Origin of the sequence: Methanothermobacter sp. KEPCO-1, assembly GCF_008033705.1 — an archaeon.
Taxonomy (GTDB): domain Archaea; phylum Methanobacteriota; class Methanobacteria; order Methanobacteriales; family Methanothermobacteraceae; genus Methanothermobacter; species Methanothermobacter marburgensis.
Map to the genome: position 1 here is coordinate 1,024,597 of NZ_CP042937.1, position 15,473 is coordinate 1,040,069.

15 protein-coding genes and 2 pseudogenes are annotated in these 15,473 nt (G+C 44.6%); 3 read left to right on the forward strand and 14 right to left on the reverse strand.

What is annotated here, in order from left to right:
- Positions 1-3 precede the first annotated feature (3 nt).
- A complete protein-coding gene (locus FVF72_RS05520) occupies positions 4-798 on the forward strand; it encodes a dihydroorotate dehydrogenase electron transfer subunit (RefSeq protein WP_147671411.1) in 795 nt (264 codons plus the stop codon).
- 12 nt (positions 799-810) lie between these two features.
- Entirely contained in the window at positions 811-1,818 is a 1,008-nt protein-coding gene (locus FVF72_RS05525) for an AI-2E family transporter (protein ID WP_147671412.1), read from the forward strand.
- Positions 1,819-2,750: 932 nt separating this feature from the next.
- Here the strand turns inward: FVF72_RS05525 and FVF72_RS05535 are convergent.
- The 10 genes and pseudogenes from FVF72_RS05535 to FVF72_RS05575 form a co-directional block, all read right to left on the reverse strand.
- Positions 2,751-3,008 carry a hypothetical protein gene (locus FVF72_RS05535; protein ID WP_010875709.1) on the reverse strand — a complete coding sequence of 86 codons (258 nt, stop codon included), beginning with the start codon at positions 3,006-3,008 and terminating at the stop codon, positions 2,751-2,753.
- 84 nt (positions 3,009-3,092) lie between these two features.
- Positions 3,093-3,479: a hypothetical protein gene (locus FVF72_RS05540; protein WP_255503650.1), complete on the reverse strand. Its 387-nt coding sequence runs from the start codon at positions 3,477-3,479 to the stop codon at positions 3,093-3,095.
- A 132-nt stretch (positions 3,480-3,611) separates the two neighbouring features.
- A pseudogene (locus tag FVF72_RS09420) lies at positions 3,612-3,674 on the reverse strand (tetratricopeptide repeat protein); the annotation flags it as partial.
- Positions 3,675-3,759: 85 nt separating this feature from the next.
- Positions 3,760-4,623, reverse strand: a pseudogene (locus FVF72_RS05545) (tetratricopeptide repeat protein); the annotation flags it as partial.
- A 125-nt stretch (positions 4,624-4,748) separates the two neighbouring features.
- Positions 4,749-5,108, reverse strand: a complete 360-nt coding sequence (locus tag FVF72_RS05550) for a hypothetical protein (protein ID WP_255503652.1) — start codon at positions 5,106-5,108, stop codon at positions 4,749-4,751.
- 27 nt (positions 5,109-5,135) lie between these two features.
- Entirely contained in the window at positions 5,136-5,786 is a 651-nt protein-coding gene (locus FVF72_RS05555; RefSeq protein ID WP_222705856.1) for a tetratricopeptide repeat protein, read from the reverse strand.
- A complete protein-coding gene (locus FVF72_RS05560; RefSeq protein WP_147671414.1) occupies positions 5,761-6,384 on the reverse strand; it encodes a hypothetical protein in 624 nt (207 codons plus the stop codon). The genes FVF72_RS05555 and FVF72_RS05560 overlap by 26 nt, the downstream gene beginning before the upstream one ends.
- Before the next feature lie 77 nt (positions 6,385-6,461).
- Positions 6,462-6,698, reverse strand: a complete 237-nt coding sequence (locus tag FVF72_RS05565; RefSeq protein WP_013296378.1) for a hypothetical protein — start codon at positions 6,696-6,698, stop codon at positions 6,462-6,464.
- 94 nt (positions 6,699-6,792) lie between these two features.
- Positions 6,793-7,182: a hypothetical protein gene (locus tag FVF72_RS05570; protein ID WP_255503654.1), complete on the reverse strand. Its 390-nt coding sequence runs from the start codon at positions 7,180-7,182 to the stop codon at positions 6,793-6,795.
- Between the two features lie 131 nt (positions 7,183-7,313).
- Positions 7,314-9,818 (reverse strand): pseudomurein-binding repeat-containing protein, encoded by a 2,505-nt coding sequence (locus tag FVF72_RS05575; RefSeq protein ID WP_147671416.1) that lies wholly within the window; start codon positions 9,816-9,818, stop codon positions 7,314-7,316.
- Positions 9,819-10,590: 772 nt separating this feature from the next.
- Between FVF72_RS05575 and polB1 the strand changes: the two genes are divergently transcribed.
- A complete protein-coding gene (gene polB1 / locus FVF72_RS05580; RefSeq protein ID WP_147671417.1) occupies positions 10,591-12,360 on the forward strand; it encodes a DNA polymerase PolB subunit 1 in 1,770 nt (589 codons plus the stop codon).
- Here the strand turns inward: polB1 and comE are convergent.
- From comE to purM, 4 genes are read right to left on the reverse strand one after another with little or no spacing between them, the layout of a single operon-like run.
- Positions 12,357-12,899 carry a sulfopyruvate decarboxylase subunit beta gene (gene comE, locus FVF72_RS05585; protein WP_147671418.1) on the reverse strand — a complete coding sequence of 181 codons (543 nt, stop codon included), beginning with the start codon at positions 12,897-12,899 and terminating at the stop codon, positions 12,357-12,359. The two genes, polB1 and comE, sit on opposite strands and share 4 nt — an antisense overlap.
- 4 nt (positions 12,900-12,903) lie before the next feature.
- Entirely contained in the window at positions 12,904-13,401 is a 498-nt protein-coding gene (gene comD, locus FVF72_RS05590; RefSeq protein WP_147671419.1) for a sulfopyruvate decarboxylase subunit alpha, read from the reverse strand.
- Positions 13,398-14,423: an L-sulfolactate dehydrogenase gene (gene comC / locus FVF72_RS05595; RefSeq protein WP_147671420.1), complete on the reverse strand. Its 1,026-nt coding sequence runs from the start codon at positions 14,421-14,423 to the stop codon at positions 13,398-13,400. Before comC ends, comD begins: the two co-directional genes overlap by 4 nt.
- A 10-nt stretch (positions 14,424-14,433) precedes the next feature.
- Complete coding sequence (gene purM, locus FVF72_RS05600; RefSeq protein WP_147671421.1) at positions 14,434-15,450, reverse strand: phosphoribosylformylglycinamidine cyclo-ligase; 1,017 nt, start codon at positions 15,448-15,450, stop codon at positions 14,434-14,436.
- Positions 15,451-15,473: the final 23 nt, after the last annotated feature.

Below are 15,473 nucleotides of genomic sequence, written 5' to 3' on the forward strand. Positions count from 1 at the left end.
TTCATGGGAAATGTTCCAGAGGTTCTTGAAATTAGGGGAATAGTTGAGGAATCTGAGACCGTCAAGACCTTCATATTTGACTGGGACTTCAGGAGCGAAATAGTGCCCGGACAGTTCGTCATGGTCTGGAATTTCAGAGACGAGAAACCCATGTCAGTCTCACTCATTGACCATAAGAGGTCTGAGATAGGCATATCCATAAGGAGGGTTGGTGAATTCACATCAGCGGTCCATGAACTGGGCGAGGGAGACCTCCTGGGGGTCAGGGGACCCTATGGAAGGGGTTTTGAACTCATGGGAAGAAACCTGATCCTTGTGGGCGGCGGGATAGGCATGGCACCCCTGGCAGCCCTTGCAGAGGAGGCTGTGGAGCGGGGCATGAATGTGGATGCGGTTGTGGCTGCAAGGACAGCAGATGAGCTTCTCTTCACAGAGAGACTTGAGAATGCAGGTGTTAATATCCATACATGTACAGATGATGGAACCTGCGGGTTTCAGGGATTTGCACATGAACGCCTTTCTGAAATGGATGGAGAATATGACATGGCGGCTGTGTGCGGTCCAGAACCCATGATGTTCCATGTGAAGGCGGTGCTTGATGAGAGGGGAATACCGGCCCAGTTTTCCCTTGAGAGGTACATGAAGTGTGCCGTGGGTATCTGCGGCCAGTGCTGCCTTGATGGGACAGGGTGGAGGGTCTGTGCCGAGGGCCCTGTCTTCTGGGACCATGAATTACGGGGTGTCGGTGAATTTGGCAGGTACAGGAGGGACGCTGCCGGCCGGAGAATCAGCTGGTAATGTGGTGGTTTCATGATTGAGAGGCTCAGGGGCACCATCACATCTGCTTCATTCCTTGTACTTGCACTGATACTTCTATCGGCCATTGTAATCTATCCCATCTGGACCATGCTCTTCCTGGGGGCTGTATTCGCCTACATTGTAAGGCCGGTGGCTTTAAGGATAAATGAGAGGATACCCTACCTCTCGGTCTCCATAATCATCGCCATGATCCTTGTTATAATGCCCCTTGTTGGTATAGTGGTTTTCACCGTGGATTCCCTCATAAACTCCACCCCCTCACTCATAACCCTTGCAAGGGGCTTTGATATCCCCTACCTTCCGGGACAGCTCCAGAGTTCCGGGGGCACCCTGGGGGCTTTGAGGGGTATTCTAACCGACGTACTGAGCGGATCCCTCAACTATGTGATTGATGTGATACAGTCAGTCCCCATGATAGCCCTGCAGCTCTTCATATTCCTCTCATCAACATTCTACTTTGCAAGGGATGGTGAAAGGCTCCTTTCATATATAAGGGGCCTCATACCCACTGAAGCCAGGCCCTTCATGAGGAGGATGGCCTCTGAGACAGAACGTGTTCTCATGAGCATATTTTATGGCCACTTCCTCACAGCACTCCTCATAGGCATCATGGCAGGGGTTGGCTTTCACCTCCTGGGCTACCCCTACGCCATAGTCCTCGGTATAATAACAGGGATATTTCAGCTCATACCGGTTATAGGTCCATGGGCGGCCTACACCCCCCTCGCCATCTATGACTTGGTGACCGGGAATATCCTCAGGGGGGTTCTGGTCCTCATATTCGGGATATTCCTCAGCACAATCGACATATACCTCCGGCCAAAGCTTTCAGGTAAGTATGCTGATATACACCCCATGATATTCCTTGTGGGTTTCCTTGGCGGCCCGGTTGTATGGGGTGTTGCCGGGTTCATAGTTGGGCCACTGGTCCTGGGGCTTGCCTACGCAGCCCTTGAGGCCTACCGGATTGGAGAATCAGCTGCTGAGGAGAACCAGTGAACATAAAGTGTCATGCTTATTCCGGTTATTTCGTAATATTACAGCATCATGATAATTGCACATCATGTTAGTTATGATAATTCATTTACATGTCTCCCGTGTTTTGTTAAGCAGGAGCACCTGGAAGAACAATTATAAGTAGTAAATAAACGTGAGGGTTTCGATTGCCCCTTTCTTCGCCTTTAAACGCTCTCTTAGACCTAAGATAATAGGAGTACAAAATTTATCATTAAAAGAAACACTAACAATAATCTGACCTGTGCCTCATCACTGCATGATCTAATGGCCAGCAAAGTTACTGGAACGTGAAAGATGACAAAATAACCGCAATATAATAAAGAAGCCTAATGTATCGAGCATCCTCCCACCTCAAACTACCATCAGAGTTCTTCGGTATTTCAATATAGTGTATACAATGATCCTCACCAACATACCTAACCTCATAACCATAGAATGGCCTTGGATGATACGATACATACTTCCAGTATTCCTCTGGGAGATAATGATCCCTAACAGTAAGTATAGCGTTACCCATAATTATACACATCCCAAGTGGCTGAAGTACTACACTACCACTCCTGGCTAACACACCTCCCAAAAGCCAAAGCAAAAGATTACCAATATTCATTGAAATGTATGTTTTGATGCCCTATGATGAATTTTTTGACGTCTTCTTTGCATCTCCTTGTTTGAGTGTTGATAGCCGTCGCTATAGTGCCATTCTGTCTTTGCAGCGGCTATCCCGTCCATGATCTTCTCTATCACGTCCATGCTATAGTCTCTCTCAACTTCTTTTTCATGTAATCGTTGGGTCCTAGTATGCAAGTTTTTATCGTCTCATGATTCTGATAGGCATCCTATGCTTGCAGCGGAACCTATTAGGGGTTGATTCTTTATTTATCTGTTAGTATAGGGTTTACATAAGGTTTTTTTCATGTTTTAAGGATTCTAATCGTAAGAATTGCGAGCATCATTAGCCCAAAAATTCTGATTGCCTCTTGATGGCGAATTATCCAATCTTCTTTTTTTCTGAAAAAATACAATAAAACGAAAAGGAGCCCCACGACTAACCAGTCAGTCAACTCAACCTTTGGGCTGTTTAAATATAACAGTTCAAGGAAAAAGATTATGAAAGTAACCATAAAAAGTATATCAAATTTTCTTTCACCTTTTTCAGACCTTTCAATCATACAACCCCCTCCTAAATACATATTGTTTCATTCTCTCTTAGCGTACCATCTGGATTTTTAGGAATCTCCTTGTAGTGTATACAATTATCCGCACCAATGTATGCCTCCAGTTTGTATCCATATATTGGGCCACGATGAAGGGATATACTTCCAGTATTCCCTAGGTAGGTAATGATCCCTTATATTAAGAATTAAATCCCCTTCTGCAATAATACAAAAAACAAGGCTAAATCCAGTTGCCACAAAAGATCCTCCTTCTAACATAAAATAACAGCCATCAACCACACCTACTGCATCTAGAATATCCTTTGGGATGTATGTTTGATGTTCCACGATAAATTCTTTGATGCTGCCTGTAATGTTGTTGAGTTTGGAGTTTATGTAGGCTATTGTTGTTGCGTATGCTGCTATGTTAACTCCTATGAGGCCCTGACCCACCAAGCCATAACTGATGATTTCAACAAGGGTCATGGGATTGTGTGGGGCGGGTTGTATTGGGCTAATAAGGTCCCTTGAAGGCTTTTCTCGCGCTGTTCTTTAAGCCTTCAAAGGTTTGCTGTGCTATTACCCAGGAGTGACTTTAGCCTTTCATTTGGAGTTCTTTCAGGGCTTTTTGGCTTTTTTGTATTGTGGGTCTATTTTCAGGGCTTTTTTGTAGGATTTTTTGGCTTTTTGGTGTTTTCCAAGTTTTTGTAGTGTTTTGTTTTGGGGGGTTTAGTTTGAGGGCTTGCTTGTAGCATTTCAGGGATTCCTCTGGTTTTTTGAGGTCTTCCAGGATTATTCCTTTCCATTTCCATGCATCTGAGAATTCTAGGTTTATTTCAAGGGCTTTTTCAAAACATTCCAGTGCCTCCTCATATTTTCCAAGTTTCCTGAGGAGTACTCCCTTGTTAGCCCATGTTCCATCGTCTTCTGGATCTATTTTTAGTGCCTTTTCATAGCATTCCAATGCCTCATCATATCTCTTAAGTTCTTCAAGGACTACTCCTTTGTTGTTCCAAGCTTTATCATCTTGTGGATTTAATTGGAGAACTTTGTCATAACATTTTAATGCTTCTTCATATATCTTAAGGTTATGTAATGTTATTCCTTTATTTCCCCAAGCTCTATAATTTTTTGGATTTAGCTCTATGGCCTTTTCGAAACATTTTAGTGCCTTTTTGTATTTTTTAAGTTCTTTAAGGACTACTCCTTTGCTGTTCCATGCATCTGCAAATTGGGGGTTTATCTTTAGTGCTTTGTCATAACATTTTAGGGCCTCCTCAAAGTTTCTGAGTTTGGATAATGTAAATCCTTTGCCGTACCATCCTCTGTATTCAGTGGGGTTTATCTTTAGTGCTTTTTTGTAGCATTCTAATGCTCTTTTATGCTCTCTAATTTCATTTAATACTATTCCTTTATCTATCCATGCTTCTGTAAGTTTTGGGTTGTTTTGGAGCACTTTATCGCAAAATTTTAATGCCTCTTCAAGTCCTTTGAATTTCAATAGTGTCAGTGCCTTGTAGTATAGAACTTCTGGGTCATTTGGACATGCCTTAAAAGCCTTTTCAAACTCCTCAAGAGCTTCTTTGTATTTCCCTGTTTTAGGCTTGATCTGCCGCCGCTGAGGTGCCATCCAGCCTTTTCCCTGGCCATCCAATCCTTTATCTTCTTAAGGGGGTTCATGCTCCAGCCTCTCTCAACTTCTTTTCCAGGTAGTTTTTGAATCCTAGTATGCATGCTTCTATCATCTCGCGATTCTCATATGCTAAGAGGGCCGCAACGCCCATCCCGGTGCCTATTATAGTGCCTCCATGTTTTATGGCGCCCACAACATCCATCCTTTAAAGCCTCCTTGAACAGCTCCCATTCATCCCTCATGAATTTACCTAAATTATTTATAGCCCTTTCTATATCGTCGGGATCGCCACCAACACTACCACTGCTAACCGCCCTTAGAGTATCTACGGCTTCTCTATACTCATTTACCATTCTACGGGTCCATCCGTCTGACTGTCTTGATAGTATTTCAAGATAGTTTTGTATTGGTTCTGTGTCTCCTGTTAGTAATGTGTAGGTGATGAATGTTGGCAGACCACCTGGTGTTAGTAGTATGGTCATCATTGCGACATTTTCGAGGTTGTAACATCAGGCTTTTTCTTGGTTTTTAAGTTTTTTGTGAAGTGCTGCTTTGGTTTTGTGTAATAGTTTGTTTTTTGGGTCTATTTTGAGTGCTTTGTCGAAGCATTTTAGGGCTTTTTTGTATTTGCCGATTTTGGATAATGTTATTCCCTTGTAAGTTAATGTTTCAATGCTTTTTTGGTTTATTTCTAGGGCTTTGTTGTAGCATTCTAGTGCTTCTTCATATTTGCCCAGCTCCTGGAGGGTTGTTCCTTTGTTGTTCCATGCTTCTATAAGTTCAGGGTTTATTTCTAGGGCTTTGTTGTAGCATTTTAGCGCCTTTTTGTATTTTTTAAGTTCTTTTAGTATTATTCCTTTGTTGTTCCATGCTTCTGCATATTCCGGATTTATTTTTAATGCCTTGTCATAATATTTTAAAGCTTTTTGGTATTCTTTGTTTTGGGTGAAACAGAATCCTATGTTGAATAAATCTTTCTCAGTTTTTGATATGAGGAGCCTATAGACATTTATGGCTTTTTCATACTCTTCTTTTTCAATTAATCCCAACGCGATTTTTCCTAGAGAATATTCTATGAAAATGAAGACTACACTTAATAGAAATATAAATAATATGACTGCATTTAAATCCAATTTAATCTCCCCCAGTTTCTTTTTCAAGAACAGCCTTCACAAATTCCTTAAAGCCACTCACCGCCCACGAACCAACCGTTATTCCTCCAGCAATAAGCTCAATACCATATTTCACAACACCCACAATATCTCCCCTCTTAAGAGAGTTATAGAACCTCACATATCTATCACGGAAAAACCCGAGAATATCTCCTCTTTTCCCATCGGGTCCTATTAAACTATTTGGATCTAAACTATTCTGAAGCTCTTTTATCACATTATCCAAGACTTCATTAGGATCCGTTATCTTCTTTAAAAGTAATTCAAAGTATGTAGCATCCTTACTCAACCATGCATACGCCATAGCAAGAGGTATGCCACCTGGTGTTAGTAGTAGTGTCATTATTGTGGCGTCTTTGATGTATGGTAGCCATTCAGGATGCTCCATGATAATATATGCGGCCAGGGTAACAGCCAAACTCAAACCAAGGGTTTCTGGGGCTGAAAGCACACCCAGTTCAAGCACAGCAGCCTCGGCTGTTGAAACACCAGCAACACCAATAAATTTCCACCAACCACTCCCATTCAAAATTTCATTCCCAAGTTTTTTGGCTAGTTCTGTTTGTTGGTGGTAGTATGCTCCCATAATATTCCTGTTTTATGGTCTATTAAATGAAAAAACCTTAACATCCCCCTTCATCTTGGCAACATGATAACTCCTCTTTATGTTCCGAATATAATTAATGCAAGGATTATGGCCATCATCCATCTTATTTCTTCTTTTTTTCCCTTCAACTCATCCACGAAGAAGTGCAACCAGAATAAAAGGAAATAAATAAACACGGCTAAAAGGGCCGCTATTGGAACCAAACCATTAAAATGCCTAATCCCAACAAAATATAAAATAATATCAACACAAATAAGAAAATAAACCTTCCCAAACAAAGATTCATAATCCAAAAAAGACCCTCCTCACTAACAATATACTGCTTCATCCCACCGTAGAGTACCATCAGGGTTCTTCGGCATTCCATGTTGTATGCAATGGGATCCTTCATACTGAAGTCTTGGATTCTTTGATTAAAAGGGTTGCGACTATCAGAGCAAAAATACCTATTAATATTCTGTCTAAGATTATCATTGTTAAAGCAAAGATGTATGCTAGTATTATGGAGGATTTGGCTAACCATTCCATCTTAAGTTTCCCTATCTTATTTAAGAAGATGAAAGAGATTATGAGGAATGTGAAAGCCCCCACATCCCCCCCAAGGAAAAAAGATCCAATGGCAAGCAACACACCACCTATAACCCCATATAAGAGAAAATCCAACCTCTTTTCCCGTTCTCCTAAACCTCCTAATATCAGTAATATACAACCTACAAATACTAACATAAAAAGTATACAGCCTATGATTATTCTTAAACCTAACATAGAACCACCCATCCTTTTTCTCCAATCACCCCACCACAAATCACCTTAAAGCCAAAACCAAACACAACTTAGTAGATCTGCCACTGAAACCAACACCTAGATAATCAGCACATAAAGCTTATCAATCCAAACAAACCACCACCTTAAATATATACTGTTTCATCCCACCGTAGAGTACCATCAGGGTCCTTCGGTATTTCAATATAGTGTATACAATGATCCTCACCAACATAAGCCCTAAGCTCATAACCATGAGCCCATGTACGATGATATGCAATATATTTCCAATATTCCTCTGGGAGATAATGATCCCTAAAATCGAGTATCCCATTGCCTATAGCCATACACAAACCAACTGGCTGAAGTATTACCCCACCACCAGATTTCGATAATACATATATTACTGCTGGAAGCATATATTCAACAAAATCATTTGAAATGTATGTTTGATGTTCCACGATAAATTCTTTGATGCTGCCTGTAATGTTGTTGAGTTTGGAGTTTATGTAGGCTATTGTTGTTGCGTATGCTGCTATGTTAACTCCTATGAGGCCCTGACCCACCAGGCCATAACTGATGATTTCAACAAAGGTCATGGGGTTATGTAGGGCGAGTCGCATTGAAACTATAAGACCCATGAAGGCTTTTCCCACACTATCCCTTAAACCTTCAAGATTTACTGTGCCATTACCATCCAAGAGTGACTTTAACCTTTCAGAGGACATTATGGTTCGGCCAAGTTCTTGGGCCCATTCTGTTTGTTGGTGGTAGTAGCAGTATGCTCCCATAAGATTGTAGATTATGTCTCTGACCATTCCTGTTTTATGGTCTATTATGATGTATCTTCCTTGGTTGTCAGTGATTAGCGTATAATTTTCGGTTTCGAGGATGTCTAGTGGCTCTCCATTGAGTAGTTTCTGGCCTATTCCTGTTATTGGGGCGGTTGTGGGGTCTGATCCTGGGAATAAGGCTTCCATAACATAGTATTCTATTGGGTTTATTGTGGATGTCCTTGCGTAGTTGAATGCTTTCAGGTTTTGTGTTGTTCCGTTGGCTTTCACTCCCATGTTGTGGTTGCATTCCAAGCTTATCCATGTCGCTGGGCTGTGGTCTCCTGCTGAGACCATCGCTGGCCTGGTTCTTGTCCATGTTGTGTTGTATTTTGCGGCTGCTTGGTCTGCGATTGTGTCGTGGAGGTATATTGTTTCGAGGCCTGCGAGGAATAGTCCGTAGGCTGCTTTTAATGGTCCTGGAGGGTATTCTTTGTTTAGCCAGTATTGTAGTGTCTGGTTTGTTATTTTTTTGGTGGCTATGGTGTAGGTTATAATGGCGTCATAGTTGCTGGCTTCCCAGGTTAGGGTGTCATTTATTATTATGTTGGGCCCGGTTTCTCCTGGCGGGTGTATGTAGTAGCCGTTTGTGTAGAGTAGTAGGAGCGTCCTTGTTGATCGGTTCCCTGGGAATGTTATGTTGGCTATTGTGACACTTTCTTCGCCAGGATATTCTATGCTGACTTGGAGGATGTCTATGCATCTTCCATGGTTTGTTAGGATGAAGTTCTTTTCTTGTTCTGTTAGGTTGAAGTTGTTGAGGTATTCATTTATTGTTTCGAGTTCGTCGAGTCCGAGTTTTGTGCAGATTTCTATGAGTCTGTTCAGTCCTGCGGTGGCGGTCCAGACAATTTCCCTTTGACTTTGCCTGTTCACCTGATAGAATGGGTTGGTTAGCTCTGCCAGTTTATATGCTACACCATCCTCCACAAGGAATACTGTCTCATTGAATGGGCCTGTAGCCATAGCCCCTATACTAATCCATTTGGCTGTATTGTTAAGAGGCATTTTAAAGGTTAAGTTTAAAGTTTGTCCCAAAAACGTTACTGCTGTTGAATTAACATGAATTGTCGCAAGCATAACCTCCAACATCATCGTCCTAGTGGATGTGACACCATAACCCCGGACGGTTAAGGTTACGGTGTATGTTCCTGCTTTGTAGGTGTGTGTTGGGTTCCTTTCAGTGCTTGTTGTGTTGTCTCCAAGGTCCCATTGCCATGACTGGATGGAACCTGTGCTCTTATCCATGAAATAGGTGGTGTAACCTTCGATTTTGTAGGTGTAGTCGGCCCGTGGCCTTGTGATGGTTCCTTCTTTTTTTGTTATTTGTTGTATTGTAATGTGGTCTGGTAGTTTGCCTGTGCTGTTGTAGAAGTTTATTATCCTTGCATAGGCGTAGATCAGGCTTTCGTAGCGCACTTGCCCAATGGCTGTGTTGGCATAATTCGGCGACCTGCCATTGGATTCCATGAAGTTTTTGATGTTCTGGGCCGCCTGCAAATATCCGCTTTTGTAGAGTGTTCCTGTTGCCGCCCCACTCGGATTAGTAGGAGGATTATAATCAGGTAATGATATACCGGTCCTTTTGCCCTGATTAAGGTTCAGGACAGTGGAGGACGCCGCATACAAATAATTGTCTGATGTTATATTCTTCCCATTAACCACAACCATTGATGGTATACGGTTCTGTGATGCTGTATAGTTTCCTATCATCTTAGAGGCGTCACAAACCTCATCATATGATAAACTTAGAGCGAAAGAATTACCTATAAGATAGAAACACAAGACAGCCATCATAAAGAACAGAAACTTTCTCATAAAAAACACCTCCAGCAAAATAAAGTTGATTATAAAATCATATAAAAATATTATTATCCAATTGAGGACCGAAAAACATAAATCCCATTATATAACACAAATTTAATATTAAAATTTATTAGATAAGATCTTCGTCACTTACATTTTCTCTTAGATCTCTAACATCCCATGTTCATGATTTTCATTAAAAACTTACAAAAAATCCATGCAAAGCATGCATGAAGTGTTAATATCTCTTTCTTTGTAATGCAAATGAGATTGCATTGAGTGTTTCTTTAAATTGGCATTGGAATGATTTTCCCAGTGATAAATTGGCATTTCATCACATAACGTCTTTGTTTGAGTCTGTATCTGCGGTACTTACACTCCACCAGGAGGAGCGTATGGTTTATTGCCAAAGGAGGAAGCGATAATGCTTACATCACGTAATTTTTCACGTTCTTTACTGTAATTCTTCAGCAAGGGCTTAACATCTTTATCGATTTGTAATGGGATGTATTGTCTGTTCACAGAAACTCTAACTCAATGGTGTCTTATTCATTTTGACATGAAAGGGATCTATAGTTTTTATCTGATTTTTTTCTTGTTCCGTTTTGTTTTAGAAGTTGTTCAAGTCGAGATTTTGCAGGTGTTTTTACAAGTCAACTGCTCTGTGTTCACATTTTTTAATATCTTTTGATACTATGGCATACTGGTCTGGCAAGCCAGTTAAAACGGATAACCCCTTCATTCCTAGAACATTTTATTAGTCCCACACAACAGAGTAAACTCCATGGAAAGATACAGCATGGTGCTCCTTGACATCGACTACCTAACGGTCGATGAGATGCCCGTCATCAGGCTCTTTGGTAAGGACAAGTCAGGAAATGAGCCAATCATCGCATATGACAGTTCATTCAGGCCATACATCTATGCAATCCCCACCGATACAGAGAGGTGCCTGGATGACCTCGCTGAACTGGGACTGGAAAAACTTGAGGTCACAGAGCGAGGGGACCTTGGAAAACCGGTGGAGGTTATAAGGATAGAATTCAGGCACCCCCAGGAGGTTCCGAAGTTAAGGGATAGGATAAGGAACCTTGAATCCGTTGCGGATATAAGGGAACATGACATCCCCTTCTACCGGAGGTACCTCATTGACAGGTCAATCGTTCCAATGTCAGGGATAGAATTCAATGGCGTGGAGGTGGATTCGGCACCCTCCGTCACATCAGATGATGTGAGGATAATTGAGATAACCGATGGGATAGAAACATCCGATTCTGGCTTCCCCCAGCTGGACATCCTCAGCTTCGACATTGAGGTGAGAAACCCCCATGGGATGCCTGACCCTGAAAATGATGAGATAGTGATGGTTGGAATTGCCGGTAACATGGGTGTTGAATCGGTGATATCAACTAGGGGCGAACACCTGGACTTCGTTGAAATGGTTGATGATGAGGCGGCAATCCTTGAGAGGTTCGCTGAAATCGTCAGGGAGAAAAAACCCGACATCCTTGTGGGCTACAACTCCGACAACTTCGACTTCCCCTACCTATCAAGGAGGGCCGAGATCCTTGGGGTGGAACTTGACCTTGGATGGGATGGCTCAAGGATAAAGACCATGAGGAGGGGATTTGCAAACGCAACAGCCATAAAGGGAACGGTGCACGTGGACCTCTACCCTGTGATGAGGAGGTACATGAACCTTGACCGCTACACACTTGAGAGGGTCTACCAGGAACTCTTCGGGGAGGAGAAGCTGGACCTTCCCGGCGATAAGCTCTGGGAGTACTGGGACCGGGAGGAGCTGAGGGATGAACTCTTCAGGTACTCCCTTGATGACGTCGTTGCAACCTACCGGATCGCAGAGAAGATCCTCCCCCTCAACATGGAGCTCACCCGTATAGTTGGCCAGCCCCTCTTTGACATATCCCGCATGGCAACAGGACAGCAGGCCGAATGGTTCCTTGTAAGGAAGGCATACCAGTACGGCGAACTCGTACCAAACAAACCATCACACTCAGAGTTCTCAAAGAGAAGGGGTCGCAGGGCCGTTGGAGGGTATGTTAAGGAACCTGAGAGGGGCCTCCATGAGAACATAGTCCAGTTCGACTTCCGCAGCCTATACCCCAGCATAATAATCTCAAAGAACATATCCCCGGACACACTCACCGATGAGAAAGATTGTGACTGCCACGTTGCACCAGAATACGGTTACAGGTTCCGTAAGGAGCCAGCAGGTTTTGTACCGTCGGTTATAGGCGAGATACTCTCTGAGAGGGTCAGAATCAAGGGGGAGATGAAGCGCTCAGATGACCCCATGGAGCGAAAGATACTCAATGTACAGCAGGAGGCCCTCAAGAGGCTTGCAAACACCATGTACGGGGTCTACGGTTACTCAAGGTTCAGGTGGTATTCAATGGAGTGTGCAGAGGCCATAACTGCATGGGGAAGGGATTACATAAAGAGGACAATAAAAATAGCCGAGGAATTCGGGTTCCACACGGTTTATGCAGATACAGATGGTTTCTACGCCACATACACAGGGAGGAGGTCCTAGGATCTCACCTCATCCATGAACCTCTCAATTATCTCCTCAGGGCTTAAATCTATGACAGGGACATCCGCGTTACCAGGTTTTACAGGCGCATGGGCAAAAACTGGCCCGTCCTCCTCAAGGACCCTTTTAAAGTCAGGTTCCTCGTGGAATCTGATAACATTGAATCCCATTGACCCGGCAACATCCCCCAGGTCTATGAGATCGGAGTAGGTGCACTGGGAACCTGTGCTCCCGTAGCACCTGTTGTCCAGGAGGACTATGACGAGGTTTTTGGGTGCCTGGACAGCGGCTGTTACCAGTCCCCCCAGGTTCATGAGGATGGATCCATCACCATCAAGTACCACAACCCTCCTATCCTGTGAGAGGGCAAGGCCAAGTCCAATGGAGGATGCCATACCCATGGATCCAAGCATGTAGAAATGTCTTGACGAATCCTTGATACTGTAGAGCTCCCTTGATGGGAAACCCAGGTTGCATACCACGATTTCATCATCAAGGACCTCCACGATCCTTTCTATGGCTTCAATTCTTGTGAGCATGTTATCACCAGTAGGCAACCTCAAGGAGCACAGCCACAGGGTGCCTCTTTTTGAGTGAAAGTTCTGTGAGTTCCACTATGGATTCCCTTGCCTCTGGGGGTGTTTCAGGGGTACTGTAGGGTATTTTGAGGACATCCAGTATATCGGTCGTGGCCCTTCCCATGGGGACCTGGGCCTCCATGAACTCACCCCTTGTCCCCCTGTGGCTTACAATCATTGTTATGGGGATATGGTAGAGGCTGTAGAGTGATGCGAGGACATTCACGGAGTTACCGAGACCTGAGTTCTGCATCAGCATGGCTGTGGTCTTGCCGGCCATGTAGGCGCCGGCTGCAACACCGAAGCCCTCCTCCTCACGTGTAACAGGCACGTGTCTGATTTCCGGATCAGTGTCCACCATTTCAAGGACGAACCTGAGGTTCACACAGGGGACGCTGACCGCGAAGTCTATCCCCGCCTCCTTCATACCCTCGTAAACAGCCCTGCTGCTATCCAACTTCATAACCCCTTAATTTTGAGGTCCAGGCCGAGTTCCTCTGATATTTCATTCAGCCTTTGAAGGAGCTTTTCATCCACCTCTATTCCCTCTTCACGCCCCCTCTTTATGTTCATGGCCTCAATGTCACCGGGTATGAGGACGTCCCCGGATGATTTAACCTCCTCGATGAATTCATCCACGCTGGATTTGAATTCCTGGAGGTCGACCATCTTTGAGGGGTCTATGGCCATCATGAGGTCACCCTTGGTGCACATCTCCCGGGGGTTCGCTGTTCCCTTCACCGCAGCTCCAAAGGCAGCCCCCACAAGGGGACCTGCCAGGATCTCTATCATGAATGAAAGCGCATAACCCTTATGGCCACCGAAGGGGAGTATGGATCCCTTAAGGGCAAGTTCGGGGTCGGTTGTGGGGTTTCCATCGGCGTCCATTGCTATGTTTTCGGGTATACTCTCACCCTTCCTGGCGGCCTCCAGGAGTTTGCCCCTGGCGGATGCTGAGGTTGCCATGTCAACCGAGACATAGTGCCTGTTTGATGGGATCCCTATGGCCACGGGGTTTGTTCCCAGGATGGGTGTTTTGCCACCTATGGGTGCCACGGCAGGCTCTGTATTTGCTATCACAACCCCTATCATGTCGTTCATGACCGCCATGTCCGAGTAGTATCCGGCAACACCAAAGTGGTTTGAGTCATGGACACCAACAAGCCCGACGCCGGTATCCCTGGCCTTTTCAATTGCAAGTTCCATTGCCCTGCAGGCAACAAAGTGTCCGAACATGTGGTTACCGTTTATGAGGGCCGTTGAGGGGGTTTCCCTTTCAATGGTTATATCACCGTGGGGCTTTATTGTCCCACATCGCAGCCCCTCAACGTACTGGGGGAAACGACCGATTCCATGTGAACTGAAACCCTTCAGGTCAGCGTCCAGGGTAACATCAGCCACTATCTCTGAAACCTCCTCTGGAACCTCCATGGCGGTGAGTATTTCCTTTATGATTCTAACTTCCTCTTCAGCACTTATCCTCATAAGAGTCCTCCTAAAGTTTTATTGATTCACCGGTGTAAGTTTTAAGGGCAACCTCCGCTTTCCTGGGTGTTACGTTACCGATATGGTGGGCGCCGTCACCAAGGACGTCAAGGGCGTCGTCCAGGTCATCATGGCTGACAACAGCACAGAAGCCAACACCCATATTGAAAACCCTGTACATCTCTGTTATATCAACCCCTGCTTTGTGGATGGTCCTGAATATCTCCTGTGGTTCTGGCAGGGAATCAAGATGGTATCCGGCGTCCCTGTTGAGTCTCTTGAGGTTTCCGAAGCCCCCTCCTGTTATGTGGGCAAGGCCATGGACACTCACCCCTGAATCAAGGAGCCTCATTACTGGATCCACGTAAATCTTTGTGGGTTCAAGGAGTTCCTCGCCCACTGTTTTAGTGGAGCCTGGCATTTCATCGTCCACTGAGAGTTTCAGCTCATCAAAGAACACCTTACGGGCAAGGCTCAGGCCGTTACTGTGTATGCCGCTGCTTTCAAGGCCTATAACAGCGTCACCCTCCCCCACATTCTCACCGGTTATTATGCGGTCCACATCCACAAAACCGATCCCGGTGGCTGCAAGGTCAAGGTTTCTGATTATACCGGGTAGTGAGGCTGTCTCACCACCTATTATGGCCACCTCTGCGATTTCAGCACCCCTTGCAAGGCCCTTACCTATCTCATCAGCAACATCAGGGTCTGGTTCTTCAACGGCGAGGTAGTCAACGAGTGCCGCCGGCCTTGCGCCCACACAGAGTATATCGTTTACCACCATTGCGATGCAGTCAATCCCCACGGTGTCGTACCGGTTCATAATCTCAGCGACCAGTATCTTGCTACCGACACCGTCGGTGCTCATGGCTATGGCCACATCACCCATCCTGACCAGGGCCGCGAAGTGGCCGGCCCCGCTTATAACATCACAGTATCTGAGTGTGTCCTTAAGCCGGGAGGTTAAGCGTGATACGGTCAGCTCCTCCAGGTCTATATCCACGCCGGATTCTGAATAGGTTACCATTCAATCACCACTAAAGAATAGTT

Coding starts and splice junctions, on each gene's coding strand:
- comD (WP_147671419.1), bottom strand. CDS start 13,401: ATGAAGTTGGATAGCAGCAGGGCTGTTTACGAGGGTATGAAGGAGGCG.
- polB1 (WP_147671417.1), top strand. CDS start 10,591: ATGGAAAGATACAGCATGGTGCTCCTTGACATCGACTACCTAACGGTC.
- FVF72_RS05560 (WP_147671414.1), bottom strand. CDS start 6,384: ATGGGAGCATACTACCACCAACAAACAGAACTAGCCAAAAAACTTGGG.
- FVF72_RS05520 (WP_147671411.1), top strand. CDS start 4: ATGGGAAATGTTCCAGAGGTTCTTGAAATTAGGGGAATAGTTGAGGAA.
- FVF72_RS05570 (WP_255503654.1), bottom strand. CDS start 7,182: ATGGGTGGTTCTATGTTAGGTTTAAGAATAATCATAGGCTGTATACTT.
- comC (WP_147671420.1), bottom strand. CDS start 14,423: ATGAGGATAAGTGCTGAAGAGGAAGTTAGAATCATAAAGGAAATACTC.
- FVF72_RS05575 (WP_147671416.1), bottom strand. CDS start 9,818: ATGAGAAAGTTTCTGTTCTTTATGATGGCTGTCTTGTGTTTCTATCTT.
- FVF72_RS05525 (WP_147671412.1), top strand. CDS start 811: ATGATTGAGAGGCTCAGGGGCACCATCACATCTGCTTCATTCCTTGTA.
- comE (WP_147671418.1), bottom strand. CDS start 12,899: ATGCTCACAAGAATTGAAGCCATAGAAAGGATCGTGGAGGTCCTTGAT.
- FVF72_RS05540 (WP_255503650.1), bottom strand. CDS start 3,479: ATGACCCTTGTTGAAATCATCAGTTATGGCTTGGTGGGTCAGGGCCTC.
- purM (WP_147671421.1), bottom strand. CDS start 15,450: ATGGTAACCTATTCAGAATCCGGCGTGGATATAGACCTGGAGGAGCTG.
- FVF72_RS05535 (WP_010875709.1), bottom strand. CDS start 3,008: ATGATTGAAAGGTCTGAAAAAGGTGAAAGAAAATTTGATATACTTTTT.
- FVF72_RS05550 (WP_255503652.1), bottom strand. CDS start 5,108: ATGACCATACTACTAACACCAGGTGGTCTGCCAACATTCATCACCTAC.